The organism is Carboxylicivirga caseinilyticus, assembly GCF_050589785.1.
Taxonomy (GTDB): Bacteria; Bacteroidota; Bacteroidia; order Bacteroidales; family Marinilabiliaceae; genus Carboxylicivirga; species Carboxylicivirga caseinilyticus.
In genome coordinates this window covers 22,364-39,305 of record NZ_JBNGOX010000013.1, presented here as the reverse complement: position 1 = coordinate 39,305, position 16,942 = coordinate 22,364, and the positions used below count along the sequence as shown (strand labels likewise).

Here is a 16,942-nt window from a genome sequence, read left to right as displayed (position 1 = left end):
CCTAGTCGTTCTTTTTATCGTTAACTGTTTCGTAATTTACGGGGATGATTCCATCTACCAACTCACCCCTAATAATGTACTTTGCAATTATTTCGTTGGCTTTTTTAAAATCTACATACCCAAACACAACCGGATTGGAGCTGGGCAAAGTTACCTCAATAGTAGGCTCGGCATAGCAATAACCCATGCAGCCGGTCTGGGTTACGACTGCATCTATTGCCTGTCTGTCCAGCTCTTCAATAATATGGTTCATCACTTCTTTGGCACCTGAGGCAATTCCACATGTAGCCATCGAAACTTTCACCTGAACGATTTTATCAGGATGATCGCTCTTTTCTCTCAGCTGGACTTTGTTTGCCAATTCTTCCTTCATTTTTCGAAGGTCGGCAAGGGATTTCACTTTAGTCATAGCAATTGGATATAATTATTACACATTTTTGTTTAGCTGATATGTGCTTGCTTTAACTCATTAGCCTCAACAAGTACACTTTATAAGTCTGCTTTTATCTCTTTTAAATTTTCATCAATCATTTCTTTCAAAAAACTTGTCACCTGAGGCATTCTGATATCCATTCCATCCAACACTTCCTTAACTTCTCTGCTATCCAATCTAAACTCATCATCCTTTGTTCGATAGGTGAATACCATATCAACTTCGGGATTCCCGGTGATCAGCATAGCTACTGTTGATTTTAAATCACCCATTGGTGGACGATCGATATGGTCCTTTCCAAAATCAGCCTTTACAGTTGTACCTTCTCCTAATTGAGAATATATCTCCAGAGTGCCACCTGTTAGTTCTGCATTTTGCTTAAAAAGTGGTAATCCTAACCCAACTTTGCGGGTTGTGCGTGAGGTATAAAATGGATCTGTTACTTTTTTCACCGTTTCCGCATCCATTCCAGTACCATCATCCTCAAAAGTAAAAACCAGCCATTCTCCTTTTTCTTCAATCGTAAGCTGAATAAGTTTAGCCTTCGCTCGTACCGAGTTTTGAACGATATCGGTGATATGCATCGAAAGATCTCTCATACCAGTTCCTTTACTTTTCGACCATCCTTTTGATGAAGGGCCAACCGAATTTCACTAAAATTACATTGTTCCATTTCTAAAACAGTGTAGTGAGTACCAATTGCCTCCGGAAAATGTGCATCGGATGACCTTAGTATAGCAAGCTTTTTCAACTCTGGATGACTTTTAATCATCTCATCCATGTTGGCTCTGAAAGTCGCACCCACGGCATCCGGTTTTAAATCAGAAGGCATAAAACCCAACTGACTGTATAAACTGAATCGCCCCCGATCAACATGAGCTGGAATAAACAAACCATCCAGACTCCGCACCATTGCTTCCACCTCTTCTATGCTCTGATCAATGGCACTAATCAACAATCGACTTTCTTCACCCAGTATATTTTCATCTTCATCAACCCAAACCTGGTGTCCAAACATTTCAGTATCATTTGGAATATCCGGAAGATGTTGATCCAGATATTGCTGAAAAGTTTCAAGTTTTTCAAAAGTTTCAAAGAACGTTAGGCAATGGACTTCTTCTTTGGTGGTTACTTCAGCTCCACAAAGAACCGTCAATCCTTTTTTACCGGCTAATTTCACAACTACTTCACACTGCAGTGTTGAGTTATGATCGGTAATACCAATAATATCTAACCCCATTTCCAAAGCACGTTCTACAATCACTTTCGGACTCATTTCCAGACTTCCGCATGGAGAAAGGACCGTATGAATATGTAGATCAGCTTTGAAAAGATTCATCTTACGGATGCAATAACTGATACAGCTGGCCCGACAATTCAAATGTTTCCAAATCGGAACTTAACAAAGGAATCCCTTCATTATTACTTTGACTGATGGTGCTTTCCTCTGCTTCCAAGCCTTTGACGATAATAACGGCAGCCACTTCTTTAAGCGATGCCACAGCCATCACATTGCGATGTGTTTGCAGGGTAATCCAAACCTGACCTTCATCTGCATTTCCCATTACATCGCTTAACAAATCTGAAGTGTAGCCTCCTGTCACTTTATTTTGCAAGCCTTCTGCACCTGCAATAACCTTCAGATTAAGTTTTTCAATTATATCAGTTACCTTCATTTTTTGCTCCTTTTTTATAACAATCCTTATCCAATCGATCTTTTCCCCATGTTTTCTCAATAATTCGAATGGAATGCTGCGGATCCAGTTTTTTACTTTTTTCCATCATTCGCTGCATAAACACACAGCTCGAAAGATTTGCATCCTTTAATACAATATCACGTGCCAGACCTTCGCAACTCGGCGAACCGCAGGCTCCGCAGTCAATACCAGGTAAAAAACACATGATACGACGCACTCGTTCCATTTTCTTAATGGCAGTGGCCATATCGTTATCCAAACCCATCATCGAACGGGGTTCTATTGGCTTAATGGATAATCTTTCTTTTATATATTGATGATGATCAAAGCTGATCTCTTTGGCTTTTATTTGCATTTGCTCAAGGTTTTCTGCCCTTTTTTTCATACGCTCAACCGTAAGGAAACGATTTTCGCTAAGCAGTACACCTCCGGCACAACTCTGGTCGCAAGCTCTTAATTCGATAAAATCAACATTAATGATTTCATCATTCTCAACCTTATTCAGAAATTTAATAACATTATGAATTTCATCGATAGCCAAACAACGGCCTTTCATGCTGGAAGATTCACCTTCTGTAAGACTCCAGCGTAGTGCCTTAGGGCTAATGTATTCAAATGCATCAGTCTCATTAGCTTCTCTGGCTACATTTCGATTTTTTAAGATGTGGTAAACCTTGTTGTATAAAAAATCCATGTTAATGACTCCATCCACAAAAGACTCGTCCTCTCCAACCGGAGCTTTAACAGTTGCAATTTTAGATGCACAAGGTGTTACGTAAAATATTCCAATCTCTTCCGGATTGTTTCCTTCATCAATCAAACGCTTACGGTAATAAATTGCAGTAGTGTCAATGGGTGGTTTGATAGGCATAATATTGTGAACCAATCCGGGAAAACGAACCTGAATCAAACGGACAATTGAAGGACAGAAAGTACTAATTAAAGGTTTCTCAATATCTGAATCATAGGCTTCAAGCATTGCTTCATTAATTACATCCACAGTTGCCTCAGCCGGCACAATATGAGTGAAACCTAATCCTTTTAATATTTCTATGATTTCATCTACACTGATGACTTTCGAAAACTGACCAATAAAAACAGATGGTAATATGGCTACCCTGTATTTGTAACGAAAGATATCATCAAAGTCATCCTGCTCAACATATATTGCATCAACCGGACAGGCTTTCATGCACTCCCCGCAATCAATGCACCAATCCTTACGAATTGTGGCAATTCCATCACGAATACGAATTGCATCAGTCGGGCATTCATTCATACAATGAACACACCCGAAGCATTTGTCGCGGTCTACTTTTAAAGCATGATAAAACTGTTGTTCGCTCATACAATTTTCATTTAACCAGGTAAGTTGTTAATTCAACTACTGTACCTTTTCCTACTGAACTGGAAATATCTAAAGTATCAGCATTTCGTTTCATATTCGGAAGTCCCATACCAGCACCAAACCCCATTTCGCGTACCATTGCCGAGGCTGTTGAATACCCCACCTGCATGGCAAGATTGATGTCCGGTATTCCAGGTCCTTCATCTTTAATCTCAATAAAAATGCGTTCTGTATCAATGTCGACTTTAATATTGCCCCTGTAAGCATGTGCTACAACGTTTACTTCTCCTTCGTACAATGCCACAACCACACGCTTAATAATTTTCGGATCAACATTAAGTTCCTTCAGCACCTTTTTTACGCTACTTGCTGCATAACCCGCCTTTGCGAAATTTCCACCCTCTACTTCGTAATTAAACTCCATATCTATAAATCAGTAAACAGGTGCTAATCCTGCCTGGAACAATTTACCTATCGTGTTGAACATTGAATATTTGCACTCGAGAAGTACCATATCATTTTCTTTGGCAACCTCAATCATTTCATTACTCACATGCTTATCGCGCACAAAAACAATACAGTTAACATCAGCCATTTCGGCTGTTCTGATAACCTGCATATTGGCTAAACCCGTAATGAGGGCCAGGTTTTCTGAGTCTAATGTTAATACGTCGCTCATCAGGTCACTGGCAAAGCCACATCGTATGTCTCTATCAATGTCGTCCTCTCCACAAACCACCTTTGCCTCTAATATTTCTGCAATCTCTTTTATTTTCATGTTGGATCAGCCTTTAGTATTCAGAATCAAGCTTCTCGATTAAAGAAATTTTTCATGATTCTTTAACAAATGAATACTAATAATATGAAAAAAAAAAATGAAGATCTTGATTTTCTATAATACATATCAAATCTAAATTAATGTTCAATAATCAAGTTATAAAAACAACGTAACCACTTATAAAATATAAGAATAGAACATTCTGTAATTCCATTCTGTAAGGAATCATAAGATCATGATTTTCGTCAATTATATATACTCGACATCTACATCTTTCAAAAACTTTTCTTCCAGTAATCTGATAATCCTTTTAACTACCGTTCTTCTAATTTCCAACTCTACCGGAAGATTCGGATCCTGATGCGCCACATTAATGCGTGTACCATTGATAATGTGTATTTTATCACTCTCAAAAAGCATTTTTATAATCTGATCTGCAGGACCTTTACCCAGCCTTGTATCCATATTATATTGTTCAAGTAAGCGTGCCACTTTGCCAAGTGTAAGAATGCCTTCTGTCACCAGGTTTATTTCCTGCATAAATGATATAGGTGGCAAATCCGGATCGTCAGATTCCAAACCTGCATCAAATTTCAATGCCAGTTCCCTGGAAACCACTTCTGCTGTGGTGCCACCTGCTATTATTTTTTTACCCTTGAAATGCTGCACCTTTAATGCAAATTGAAAGTCTTTACTATCCTCATACGGAGGCCCGGTAACCAATAATAATTTTCTTGGTTCTCTGAAATAAATAACCCCGCATGAAGAATCATCTTTAGGCTTATCTCCATCATGTAGAAGTGCCATATTCAGAACCTTTTGAGCCAACTTACCCGAGGATGCGAATGGAGTATATCTAACCAAACTTTTCACATAGTCGCGCATACCATCTTCGCCCCAGCCAAATGGAAATGCCTTTGTACCCATACCTGACTGCATTATTCCATCAGACCAAAAAAAGATGCGGTCTTCACGCCTGGCAATAAAACGACAGATACGTATTTTCTTACCTCTGTTTTGTTCTCCTTCCAGCTCAATATAATCCCATTTGGCATCGTATATTTCAGCTCCACGGGTGATGGTACATGTTGGATTATCATACTCCACAATTGTGGTTGTGCCATCATCTTCAATATCAATAATGGTAAATGTGCTGTAGCTCACCTTTCGAACACTACAAACCGGCAGAGTATTCATAATTATTTCTGCTGTTCTTCTTACCTCACGATGTTCAACCGTAAAATTAAGCGCCATCGAAGCGGTTAATGTTGCCAATACATTAGCTTTAACCCCACTACCCATTCCATCAGATAATACAGCAATTGTTCTTCCTTCTTCTTTGATGCGTTTTGAAAGAAAAACATCGCCGCAAATAAGCTCACCAACATGATTATTCTGCCGGCATTCGATATCGATGTAGAATTTATTTTCCTGATTCATTGGATTCTCCCAACTGCTGTGCTTCTATGATACTATTAAGCGTTTTTTCTGTTTTTGAGGCACTTTCACCTAGTAAAAAGGCTATTTGCTGAACTGTTTGCAGGTTTTCTTTGATAACATCACGGGCCCGCTTAATTACTTCCTCTTTTCGAACTTCAGGTGTTACCAGATCACGGATAATGCCACCAACAACTTCGTTTTTCTTAATGGTAAATACCGAAACATTAAGTATAGAATTACCATATGTAACATCTCTGTCCAGCACATCCTGACCGGATTGTAATACAGTTGTAAACACTCGATGAAAATCAATTAATTTACTCAATTCGGCACCTTTCAAACCTGGGATAAGCATTGAAATTTCTCTGGCGTCTTCACCCAACATCTCTATGAACCGGCGGTTAGCCTCTACCACCTTTAAATTGGCATCGACCATAACCACTCCGGCTCTTAGTTTATTAAGCATTGCTGTTGTAGTTTCTGCAGCCTCTTTGGCCGATCGTTCTTCATATCTTGCCCTCTCTTCACTTTTCAATAAAGCATCTTGAGATTGCTTATATTTTTCGTTGGAAGCATTTAGTTTTTTAACATAGCTTCTAAGTGATTTTATAGAATAGGTATAACATTGTTCAAAATTCGTCAATCCTTGCAAATGAGCTACAGCAAACTCACGACAGGAAGGATAACCACATGCTCCACACCCCAATTGATCTTCACGTTTTCCTTTCCCCATTTCCAGCAAAACACGATCAATATCCTCCTCGCTCGGTTGAGAAAGACGTAAGTCAACAGATTTGAATGAACGACTCAGATCCAAGGTTTTAAATTCCTCAACATCAAGCCGCCACTGGTAAACATCTATGGCCTTCATCCTTTTATCTACATATTCAATCACTTGCGAACGACGTGTAAATTTTTTACCTCCGGGTGTCATTCCTGGTGCCATGATACACCCCCTGCAATAAAAAAGATCAAGATGCTGATGCATATCCTTCTCTTCTTTAAATTCCTTAATAGATTGTAAAAAATTGGTTCTTCCTTCGGTAATTAGAATATTTCCCTCTAGCAAGCCCTGATTGATATCAACTGCCTGAAATAAGCCATGCGAGATTGGGAAAAGACCTCCTTTTCTTCCAAGTGGAGGATCAAATTCACTGTATTCAACTGTATTCTCTGTGATTCTTTTTTTCTTGAATAATTTCCTTAATTCAACAAAAGTGAGAACCGATTCTATACTACCATCACTACCATGAAACCGCTTGGTATCATCTTTAGCAGCAGTACATGCTGTAATATAAACTATTTTGGTATCCGCTCCATAACGTTGATGCACAACCTTACTCATTGCAACATAAGGAGGAACAATACCTGCGAGATTCTCAACAAGTTCCGGCTCATGTCGTTCAATGTATTTGACTGTCGCCGGACATTTGGATGATATAAAATGTTTGCCCTGAAAGTTATCAACCAAATCTTTGTAGCGATAGGCAATTAAGTCAACTGCAAAGGACATTTCTGTTACATAATCAAAACCTAAGGCACGAATCATTGCCACAAATTTTCTGTAATCAGTTACATCATTGAATTCACCTGATATGGCAGAATCACAAATGGCTGCCACTTTCATTTTAGAAGCCAGTAATTCCTGTACAATAGTCTGTTCATCGCGGTAACTGATAGCTTCTTGCGAACACATTGTAACACAATGTCCGCAACCAATACAACGATCGGGTAAAATCTGTGCATGCCGGTCGGCTATTTTAATCGCTTTTGACGGACAAACCCGAACACATGTATAACTCAGATTACACTTATCCTTATCTGCAACAATAAGTTGAGCCATAGATTCTATATTCTAGACATTATCATTAATATCAAAAAAGCTACGTAAGATTTCATATACATTATCAACACTAACCTTTTTATACAATGTATTATCAATCTTTAATACAGGCCCCTCTTCACATCTTCCTCCGCATAAGTCACCATGAAAAAAAACTTTTGCTTCCAGTTGGTGTTCGGCAATAAAGCTTTTAATCACTTGAAGTACTTCCTTATTTCCTCTTGAGAAACAGGAACTCCCTAAACAAATGGTAATTTCTACTTTGTTATCCATGACTCAGCATAATATTTAAATATTAAATTATATAAATTTATCCGTAATTAGATTTCCTGTCCCCTTTAAAACGGTAATTTATATCAATACTAAATAATAAGTTGACCAATGCACATGAGCTATAACACTCATTATTAAAACATTAAAAAATAAGCTATAAAAAACCGGGAACTCGTCCCGGTTTAGTTGTAATTGCAAGCCGAAGCAATTACATTTTTGAAACGACCGAGGTAATTAGTATCTGTTTCTTTCTGTATAATGAGTATGTAATAATTGGTGTGACTTCTTACCCAATGGTTCTTTTAAAAACTCATCATAGATTTGTGCTATCTCAGGATTTTCGTGCGATTTTCTGATAGGTTTCAAACTATCTTCTTTGTAAATAGCCTTACTACGCTTTTCTCTTATGGCAGGAGAAGTTGGAATTGGCTGACCTCCACCACCTAAACATCCACCCGGACATGCCATAATCTCAATAAAATGATAATCGGCTTTACCAGACTTAACAGCTTCCATAACTTGCTTAGCATTACTAAGTCCATGTGCTACGCAGGTTTTAAGCTCAACACCATCCAAAAAGCTCCATTCAGGTAAAGGATTTTCAATTTTAACACTTGCCTCTTTTATGCTATCCATACCTCTAACAGGCGTAATATTCAAATTATCAAATGGAACCTCGCGTCCTGTTACCACTTCATAAGCTGTGCGCAAGGCAGCTTCCATTACTCCGCCAGTGGCGCCAAAGATTACTGCTGCACCTGAGGATTCACCCATAAAACTATCGTACTCATCTTCGGGCAATGAAGCAAAGTCGATTCCGGCCTGCTTAATCATCAAAGCCAACTCACGTGTTGTTAAAACAAAATCAACATCTTTGTATCCGCTGCTACGCATCTCAGGACGGTCAGCTTCATATTTCTTAGCTGTACAAGGCATAATGGATACACTTACCATATCCTCCGGTTCAACATTAACTTTTTTGGCATAGAACGTCTTAGCCAAAGCACCAAACATTTGCTGTGGTGATTTTGCAGTGGAAACATTTTCTAGATATTCCGGAAAGGTATGTTCAATGAACTTCACCCATCCTGGTGAGCACGAAGTTGTCATTGGAATTTTAACCGAAGTATCGCCATCAACCAACACTTTTTTCAAACGTTGCAATAACTCATTACCCTCTTCAATAATGGTTAAGTCAGCTGTAAAATCAGTATCCAAAACAGAATCAAAGCCTAAACGACGCAAAGCGGAAACCATTTTACCAGTCACAATTTCACCGGCTGGCATACCCAATGCCTCTCCCAAAGCAATACGTACAGCAGGAGCTGTTTGTACAACCACATGCTTTTTATCATTGTTGATGGCTGTCCACACCTGTTCGACATAGGTCTTCTCGGTTAAAGCACCTGTTGGGCAACGATTCACACACTGACCACAATTGGTACAAACCACTTCATACATTGGCTTTTCATAGAAAGATGAAATCTTCATATTTTTCCCTTTGTATGCTACCGTTAAAGCGCCTATATTTTGCAGTTGATCGCAGGTCCGAACACAACGTTGGCAACGAATACATTTACTGTCATCTTTTATGATTGATGGTGAAAAATTATCGATGGTCATCACCTTTAAGGGAACCAAATCAATAAAACCGCTTTCACCAATAATATATTCCGAAGAGAGCTCCTGCAATTCACACTTACCGTTTTTATAACATCTGGTACAATCGGCTCGGTGTTCACTTACCAGCAATTCAATAATTTGCCTGCGAGCACTTCTGACTTTCAAGCTATTGGTTTGAATCTCCATACCTTCTGAAACAGGCATTGCGCAAGATGGCAATAATCTATCAGCTCCGGTTTGTTCAACCATACAAACCCGGCAATTTCCGGCAACACATAAATCCTCGTGATGACATAAAGTAGGAATTCTGATATTTACCTTTCGTGCAGCCTCCAGAATAGTTGTACCTTCTTCAACACTTACGGCGATATTATCAATTCGTAGATTAATCTTATCTGACATGATTTTCGATTTAAGGGTTAGTAGATCATTTCTTCTTTGAAGTTCTCAACAATTGAAGAGAAAGAATTAGCAACTGATTGCCCTAAACCACATTTAGCAGTTATCCGCATTGCTTCAGCCAGTTCCATTAACTTTTCAAGATAAGAAGAGGGTTGTTCTCCTTTTTTAACGGCTTCAATACCTAACAATAATTGTTGAGTTCCAACCCTGCAGGGTGTGCATTGCCCACATGATTCTTCCACAAAAAAATCAAGATAATTATGCAGGACATTATACATGGAACGCGACGAATTGAAAATCATCATGGAGCCTCCTGTTGGCAAAGAAGTACCTCTTAGTTTACCCTGATAACCTATAACCGTTTTGTCAAACTTTTTGCGGGGTACACAAAAACCGGAAGCACCACCGACCTGAACAGCTTTGGCATCCCCATCACCAAAATCTTCTACAAATTTTTGTAACGACATACCAAATTCCAGTTCATAAATTCCAGGAATAGGAGTATCTCCGGATACAGAAAATACTTTTGACCCACGTGAATCCTGAACTCCCAAATCTTTAAATTTATCGGCACCATATTTAAAAATCGAATATGTATGAGCCAGTGTTTCTACATTATTTATTACGGTTGGTTTACTTTTATAGCCATGCTGTGTTGGAAAAGGAGGTTTATTCCGTGGTTCTCCTCTTTTACCTTCCATACTTTCAAATAAGGCACTTTCCTCCCCACAGATATATGCTCCACTACCTAAGAAAATTTCAACCCTGAAATCCAGTTTGAGCTTATCCAATAACTGATGAAATTCTTTAATTACCTCCATTAATTGAGGTTTCAGAAAAACATATTCTCCCCGCAGATAAATAAATCCTTTTTTGGCTCCAATAATACGGGCGCAAACTGCCATTCCGGTTAAAACTTTATGGGGAACTCTCGATAGTATCTCACGATCTTTAAAGGTTCCGGGCTCACCCTCATCGGCATTACAAATAATGTATTTAGAATCAGATTCTTCTTCTGAAGCCAGCTTCCATTTTAAACCCGTAGGAAATCCAGCACCTCCTCGGCCTTTTAATCCTGAACTTATCAAATCATTAACAAGCTCCTCATTGCTTTTTTTGAATGTTTTGGTTAGAATATCTTCTATATCGTGTTCGTTCTTAAAAATAAGATCCAGTCGTTGCAGATGTTTCTTTTTCATAGTTGAAAGATGTTAATGGTTAGTTTACTCGTAATTCCTTATCACGATACATCATTATAATCTCTCTCACCTTATCAGGAGTAAGTTCAGTGTATGGTTTATCGTTAATTAACATTGCCGGCCCTTTATGACATTGACCAAGGCAGTTTGTTTCGAGCAGGGTAAATTTGCCATCGTGTGTGGTTTCTCCCAGATTCACCTTCAGAACGGTTTCAAGTTCTTTTATAATCTGATTTTTTCCGTGCATCATGCACGTAATTGTTTTACAAACACGAATGACATACTTGCCTAGGGGTTTGGTGTTTAGAAAAGAATAAAACGTTGCAGTTCCATAAACCTGAGCTGCCGAAATATTCAATTCCCGGGCTACTTCAATCATCGCATCTTCTGAAATGTGTTGCTCTCTGTTTACAATACCTTGCAGAATTGGTAACAGACTTTCCTGGTTTCTGCCATATTGATCAGCAAGGTCTTGAACCAGTTGTTTCACTTCTGTCATAATTGCGAAATTTAAGGGTGATCACTGCTCTATTTATTAGAGATATTTTTCAGTAATTTAATATTTTTTAACGATTTTGTCACATGATAAATATCACTATTTTCCTATTTAAGTATTATAAAGACTTATTCTTAATAACTATTTATCAACACACTACATACTATTAGGTAAAGCATTTGCTTGATTGATGCCCAATTCTGGAAATAAAGTAATATTTCGTTGATGACAACTTTTTTCCGACCTTTGCGCAAAAGAATTTTAGTTGTGGAAGGGAAAGAACTATTAAATATGATTGCCGAAGGTGAGCATCAGACACAGGATTTTAAATTCGCTGTTAATGACTCAAAAAAGATAGCCCGCTCATTATCTGCTTTTGCCAATACCGATGGTGGTAGATTGTTATTGGGCGTAAAAGACAATGGCAGAATTGCGGGTGTTGAATCTGATGAGGAATATTACATGATTGAGGCAGCAGCTAAAATTCATTGCAAACCACAGGTTCCTTTCGAAACCAGAAAATGGGAAGTAGAAGGTAAAACAGTTCTTGAAATCATTATTCCCAAGAGCAATAAACGTCCACACCGTGCTCCAGATAAAGATGGTAAGCCCAAAGCATACGTACGTGTTAAGGATCAAAACATTATGGCCAACCGAATTTTATTGGAGGTATGGCAAAAGGAGAAAGAAGGAAGTGGAGGCATGTTAAAAATCAAATATGCCGAGAGCAAACTTCTCTCCTATCTTGAAATTCATGGTTATATCACCTTCTCAAGATTTTGCGGAATGGCTCGTATCAGTCCACGAAAAGCAGAAAAAATACTGATCAATCTGATTCACATGAAGGTACTTGTAATGGACATCACTGAAAAACAGATTTTTTACAAAATGAATCCAAACCCTGTTTACCCTGAAATGACTCAGCAAGAACTTCCTGAAGATTTTTAATTCTTGGATTTTAAAGCATCGTAAAATACTTGTTGTATCGAAGGTCTTATATTCTTTTGATAAAGAAGTCTGTTATCCCTTGTTGGATAAACTCTGTTTGACAAGAATATATACAACATTTTATATTGGGGATCCATCCATACAAAAGTGCCGGTAAAACCACTGTGTCCAAAACTGTCAGCACTTACTCCTGGTGCAGGGTAAGATTGATCAATAGATAAAGTATCATTACCAAATATAGGCTTATCAAATCCCAGGCCTCTCCTGTTTTCATTTTCAGGATATTGAACCTGACTGAATTGTTTCAATACATCGGCACTTATGTATCTTTCTCCCCCGTATTCACCATTCTGAAGATACATCTGCATTAGCTTTGCCAAGTCATGAACAGAAGCAAATAAACCTGCATTTCCTGAAACTCCACCCATTACAGCAGCTGCTTCATCATGCACCCATCCCTTAACCAGTTTATGCCGATAATTATTATCCATCTCTGTAGGAAGAATTCTGCAGGTATCCATCTTCGAAAGGGGCAGATAGCAAAGAGATGATGCTCCCAGAGGTTTATAAAACTGACTATAAAGACATTCTTCGTAGTTGTGATGAAAAAGATTGGTTAACAGCTCTGGATAAATAATATAAGATAATCCACTATAGGTGTATTTATGCTCATTCAACAAAGGTGACTTACGTATTTCTTTATAAATCTTCTTTTTAAACGATGTTTTCAGGAACACATTATCATCTATCTGCAACGAAAACTTATCTGAAAAATGATCATCATAAAAACGACTATTATAAACACCATTTTTTAAGGTGAATGGATAATAGTTGATATAAGGTGTTAAAGCTGCTTGATGAGCTAAGACTTCTCTAAAGATCAGCTCCTCCTTATTTGAGCTGTGAAAAAGCTTTTTCTGCCAGTCAGGCCAATAAGTTGAGAAAGACTGATCCAAATCAATCAATCCATCATCCACTCCCTTCATAATAAGAGGTAATGGCCCAGATATTTTGGTAACTGATGCCAAATCGTATACATCGTGTTCCTGAACAGGAGATATACTGTCATATGTATGAAAACCATAACATTTATTGAATATCACCTTTCCATCAATAGCTACAAAAACCCTGCAGCCCGGAAATGCCTTCATTGTTAATCCTGCATTCACAACCGAATCAACCTTTGTTGTAATAAAACGAGAATCTAAATCAAACTCTTCAGGTTGTGTATACGATAGCCTGTTTAATGATTCAATATTCAGTCCATAACCTGCTCTGTACTTTTCATTAATACTAACCGGTAAAGTACCATTGGCTTCAATAGCTCCAAATAAAAGTTGAGATACCCAATCCCTGGTAATAGGATTGTTTTCATAGGTTAGAATAATACTTTCTGCCTTATCAAAATTTTCTATTTCAGCCAATTGATATGGGTTTCCCTGGTAAACTAAAATACAATTGTCTTTTAACAAAAGCTGATCAATTTGTTGCTGATATTTTTTATAAACCTTACTGTCGGGAATTACCAATACCTTAGATGCACTATCTAATAAATCAATCTTACTTATAGTCCCATCTATTATTTCAACATCCAGATACCTTAAAAAATTGTTTTTCCATTCTACAGCATTCTCAAAACAAACTACTGATATTTTAATATCATCCAGTTTTTTGAACGGAATACCAGCATCATTCTTTATTACTGTAATGGCTTCTTTATATAAGCTTGATTTCAAATAATCAGCTTTGGGATGGTCATTACTATAATTAAAAGAATCTGTTCTGGCATTACTCAGACCACAATCATATTTTGCCAATAAAGCTTTCTTACACTTAGCTTCTATTGTTTTTTGAGATATTTTACCAGATTGAAGAGCCTTTTTTATGGTTTCAATTGATTTCTTCAGATCAGGACTAAATTCGATTATATCGTTTCCAGCAATTAAAGCCTGTAATTCATTTTCACCAACACCCGAATAGTCTGATACACCTTTCATATTCATAGCATCTGTAATAACCAGCCCTGTAAATCCCATTTGGGTCTGTAACAAATCGGTTGAAATCGATTTTGATAAACTTGATGGTAACTGTTCATTATCCTCCAGAGATGTAACAGCTAAATGAGCAGTCATAACACCCTTGATTCCTTTTTCAATAACATACCGGAAAGGCACCAGCTCAATACTGTCCAGTCTTTCTTTAGTGTGCGAAATAACAGGTAAAGTAAGATGCGAATCTTTATTTGTATCACCATGTCCCGGAAAATGCTTGGCAACTGCCAGAATACCGGCATCCTGCAGTTCCTTGGCATAAGCCCATGATTTACGGGCAACATTTTCAGGATCCTCTCCAAACGATCGTTTTCCAATTACAGGGTTATCCGGATTGTTATTAACATCAACTACTGGAGCCAGATTAACATTAATACCCATTTGTTTCATCTGACGACCTATTTCCCTACCCATTTCATAAATCAAACTATCATTTTGAATAGCACCTAAAGTCATTTGATAAGGAAAAGAATTTGCATCTTTTAAACGCATACCTAAACCCCACTCTCCATCTATTGCCACAATTAATGGAACCTCTGATAAATGATTTAAACGACTAATCAAATCTATGACTTCTGAAGATTGGCTCTCAAAAAATATGATTCCTCCCGGTTTAGTTTCGCGAATCAGGTTCTCATTTTTCAATATAGCATTCTCATCAGCAGTATTTTCAATGGCTATCCAAAACAATTGTGCTATTTGCTCATCAACAGACAATGTTTGATAAATACTATCTACCCATTGATTTGCTGTTTCATCTGCATAAAACGGAAAATTAGATTGAGCAGTAATATTGAATGGTAATACCAGTACAAGAAGAATTTTTATAATAGATTTCATACAATGTTTATCATGGATATAACAAATACTTTTGTCTTAAAATAGCATAGTTATTTAATTCATCATGCCAGCTTTCTTTAATCTGTTCTTCCGACCATCCGTCCTTTATTTTTTTTAAAAGCATATCGTTGCCGGCAAGAAGATTAAACCATCTAACCCTGTCGATTAATGTATCTGAAGGAACACATTTATTCATAAAATCAACAAAGTACTTCAGTGTAAACATATGACTTAATGGCTCTTGTCTGAGATCAATCCCATAACATAACTGATTCTGTTGTGACGGATATTTTGACATTCCTTCAATGGATACCGGAGTAAATGTAAAATCTCCCATGCAGGAATCAGGATAACCAATCACCTGAAACGGCATATAGGTGCCACGTCCAACACTGATTGTTGTTGCTTCGAAAAAGCATAAGGAAGGATATAATCTAATTGATATATCATTGGGTAAATTGGGCGAAGGTTTAACCGGTAAGGAATAAAAAGTATCATGGCTATAATGCTGCATTGGAATTACCGTCAAACTAGTCTTCAGGCTATCCTTTAACCAATACTCATCATTTATCATTTTTGCCAGTTCACCAACCGTAAGACCATGCACCACAGGGATAGGATGCATCCCAACAAAAGATTGAAATTTCTTTTGTAAAACCGGACCATCAAAATAGTCGCCATTCGGATTTGGACGATCCAACACAATCAACTGAACATTATTCTCAGCACATGCTTCCATCATGTAATGCATCGAAGAAACATAAGTGTAAAACCTTACTCCTACATCCTGTATATCAAATACAACAGCATCTAATCCTGCCATTGTTTCCTTTGACGGTTTCTTACTTTTACCATACATCGAAACAATTGGAATTCCTGTTTTTATATCAACATCACTTTTAATCAACTCACCTGCATCAGCATTTCCCCTGAAACCATGTTCGGGAGCAAATACTTTTTGAACATCAATATTTAATGCTAATAAGGTATCTAACAAATGTGTCGAATTTACAAGTGAAGTGTGATTAACCAATAATCCAACTTTTTTGTCTTTTAGCAATGGCAAGTAGGATTCAAATTGCTCAGCACCTAATATAATCCGTGATTTTTCAGTCTGAGCAGAACATGAAGAAATAAAAATAGCCAAGAGGCTAAACAGCAGGAGACGAATGGACATTTGATTTTTTATTTAAAAATAAAAAAAACGGAGCAAATTGCCCCGTTTTATTCTTTAAGCTTGTCCTGTTGGTCCAAAATTCATTGGCATCACCGGTCCACCGTCAGGTCCTTGCGGTACCGATTGTTTAATTGGACCATGAATCGACTCATAACGCTTTATATTGTCATTCAGTGCATTCATCAAACGTTTAGCATGCTCAGGTGTAATGATAACGCGCGATTTCACCTGTGCTTTAGGCACACCTGGCATAACTCTCACAAAATCGAGCACAAACTCCGAAGGTGAATGTGTTATTACAGCAAGGTTTGAGTAAACACCTTGTGCAACATCTTCCTTAAGCTCGATATTCAACTGATTCTGATTCTTCTTATCTTCCATAGCAATATTTTTT

General features: G+C 37.7%; 17 protein-coding genes. 1 reads left to right on the top strand and 16 read right to left on the bottom strand.

Annotated elements, in window-relative coordinates:
- Position 1 precedes the first annotated feature (1 nt).
- The 13 genes from ACRD62_RS08730 to nuoE form a co-directional block, all read right to left on the bottom strand.
- Entirely contained in the window at positions 2-409 is a 408-nt protein-coding gene (locus tag ACRD62_RS08730) for a (2Fe-2S) ferredoxin domain-containing protein (protein ID WP_321409836.1), read from the bottom strand.
- A gap of 80 nt (positions 410-489) precedes the next feature.
- Positions 490-1,032: an ATP-binding protein gene (locus tag ACRD62_RS08725; protein WP_430819750.1), complete on the bottom strand. Its 543-nt coding sequence runs from the start codon at positions 1,030-1,032 to the stop codon at positions 490-492.
- Positions 1,029-1,772 (bottom strand): PHP domain-containing protein, encoded by a 744-nt coding sequence (locus ACRD62_RS08720; protein ID WP_430819749.1) that lies wholly within the window; start codon positions 1,770-1,772, stop codon positions 1,029-1,031. Before ACRD62_RS08720 ends, ACRD62_RS08725 begins: the two co-directional genes overlap by 4 nt.
- 1 nt (position 1,773) lies before the next feature.
- Positions 1,774-2,109 (bottom strand): DRTGG domain-containing protein, encoded by a 336-nt coding sequence (locus ACRD62_RS08715; RefSeq protein ID WP_430819748.1) that lies wholly within the window; start codon positions 2,107-2,109, stop codon positions 1,774-1,776.
- Entirely contained in the window at positions 2,096-3,478 is a 1,383-nt protein-coding gene (locus ACRD62_RS08710) for a [Fe-Fe] hydrogenase large subunit C-terminal domain-containing protein (protein WP_430819747.1), read from the bottom strand. The genes ACRD62_RS08715 and ACRD62_RS08710 overlap by 14 nt, the downstream gene beginning before the upstream one ends.
- A 7-nt stretch (positions 3,479-3,485) precedes the next feature.
- Entirely contained in the window at positions 3,486-3,902 is a 417-nt protein-coding gene (locus tag ACRD62_RS08705) for an ATP-binding protein (protein WP_430819746.1), read from the bottom strand.
- A gap of 9 nt (positions 3,903-3,911) precedes the next feature.
- Positions 3,912-4,256, bottom strand: coding sequence for a DRTGG domain-containing protein (locus ACRD62_RS08700; RefSeq protein ID WP_430819745.1), 345 nt, complete (start codon positions 4,254-4,256; stop codon positions 3,912-3,914).
- Positions 4,257-4,505: 249 nt separating this feature from the next.
- Positions 4,506-5,696 carry a SpoIIE family protein phosphatase gene (locus ACRD62_RS08695; protein WP_430819744.1) on the bottom strand — a complete coding sequence of 397 codons (1,191 nt, stop codon included), beginning with the start codon at positions 5,694-5,696 and terminating at the stop codon, positions 4,506-4,508.
- Positions 5,680-7,539 (bottom strand): [Fe-Fe] hydrogenase large subunit C-terminal domain-containing protein, encoded by a 1,860-nt coding sequence (locus ACRD62_RS08690; protein WP_430819743.1) that lies wholly within the window; start codon positions 7,537-7,539, stop codon positions 5,680-5,682. The genes ACRD62_RS08695 and ACRD62_RS08690 overlap by 17 nt, the downstream gene beginning before the upstream one ends.
- A gap of 12 nt (positions 7,540-7,551) precedes the next feature.
- Entirely contained in the window at positions 7,552-7,812 is a 261-nt protein-coding gene (locus ACRD62_RS08685; protein ID WP_430819742.1) for an NAD(P)H-dependent oxidoreductase subunit E, read from the bottom strand.
- A 234-nt stretch (positions 7,813-8,046) separates the two neighbouring features.
- On the bottom strand, positions 8,047-9,837 hold the full coding sequence (locus tag ACRD62_RS08680) for an NADH-dependent [FeFe] hydrogenase, group A6 (RefSeq protein WP_430819741.1): 1,791 nt from the start codon (positions 9,835-9,837) through the stop codon (positions 8,047-8,049).
- Between the two features lie 17 nt (positions 9,838-9,854).
- Positions 9,855-11,036, bottom strand: coding sequence for an NADH-ubiquinone oxidoreductase-F iron-sulfur binding region domain-containing protein (locus ACRD62_RS08675; RefSeq protein ID WP_430819740.1), 1,182 nt, complete (start codon positions 11,034-11,036; stop codon positions 9,855-9,857).
- 19 nt (positions 11,037-11,055) lie between these two features.
- A complete protein-coding gene (gene nuoE / locus ACRD62_RS08670; protein WP_430819739.1) occupies positions 11,056-11,535 on the bottom strand; it encodes an NADH-quinone oxidoreductase subunit NuoE in 480 nt (159 codons plus the stop codon).
- A 222-nt stretch (positions 11,536-11,757) separates the two neighbouring features.
- Between nuoE and ACRD62_RS08665 the strand changes: the two genes are divergently transcribed.
- Positions 11,758-12,480, top strand: a complete 723-nt coding sequence (locus tag ACRD62_RS08665; RefSeq protein ID WP_430819738.1) for an AlbA family DNA-binding domain-containing protein — start codon at positions 11,758-11,760, stop codon at positions 12,478-12,480.
- On the opposite strand, the gene ACRD62_RS08660 is transcribed toward ACRD62_RS08665, so the two are convergent.
- Genes ACRD62_RS08660 through ACRD62_RS08650 form a run of 3 tightly spaced genes read right to left on the bottom strand, consistent with a single transcriptional unit; the run spans position 12,477 to position 16,929 of the window.
- Positions 12,477-15,371, bottom strand: coding sequence for a serine hydrolase domain-containing protein (locus ACRD62_RS08660; RefSeq protein WP_430819737.1), 2,895 nt, complete (start codon positions 15,369-15,371; stop codon positions 12,477-12,479). The genes ACRD62_RS08665 and ACRD62_RS08660 overlap by 4 nt on opposite strands.
- Positions 15,372-15,381: 10 nt before the next feature.
- On the bottom strand, positions 15,382-16,548 hold the full coding sequence (locus ACRD62_RS08655; RefSeq protein WP_430819736.1) for an exo-beta-N-acetylmuramidase NamZ family protein: 1,167 nt from the start codon (positions 16,546-16,548) through the stop codon (positions 15,382-15,384).
- Positions 16,549-16,602: 54 nt separating this feature from the next.
- The gene (locus ACRD62_RS08650; RefSeq protein ID WP_321409809.1) at positions 16,603-16,929 is read right to left on the bottom strand and encodes a DUF3467 domain-containing protein; all 327 of its coding nucleotides are present in this window, start codon (positions 16,927-16,929) and stop codon (positions 16,603-16,605) included.
- Positions 16,930-16,942 lie beyond the last annotated feature (13 nt).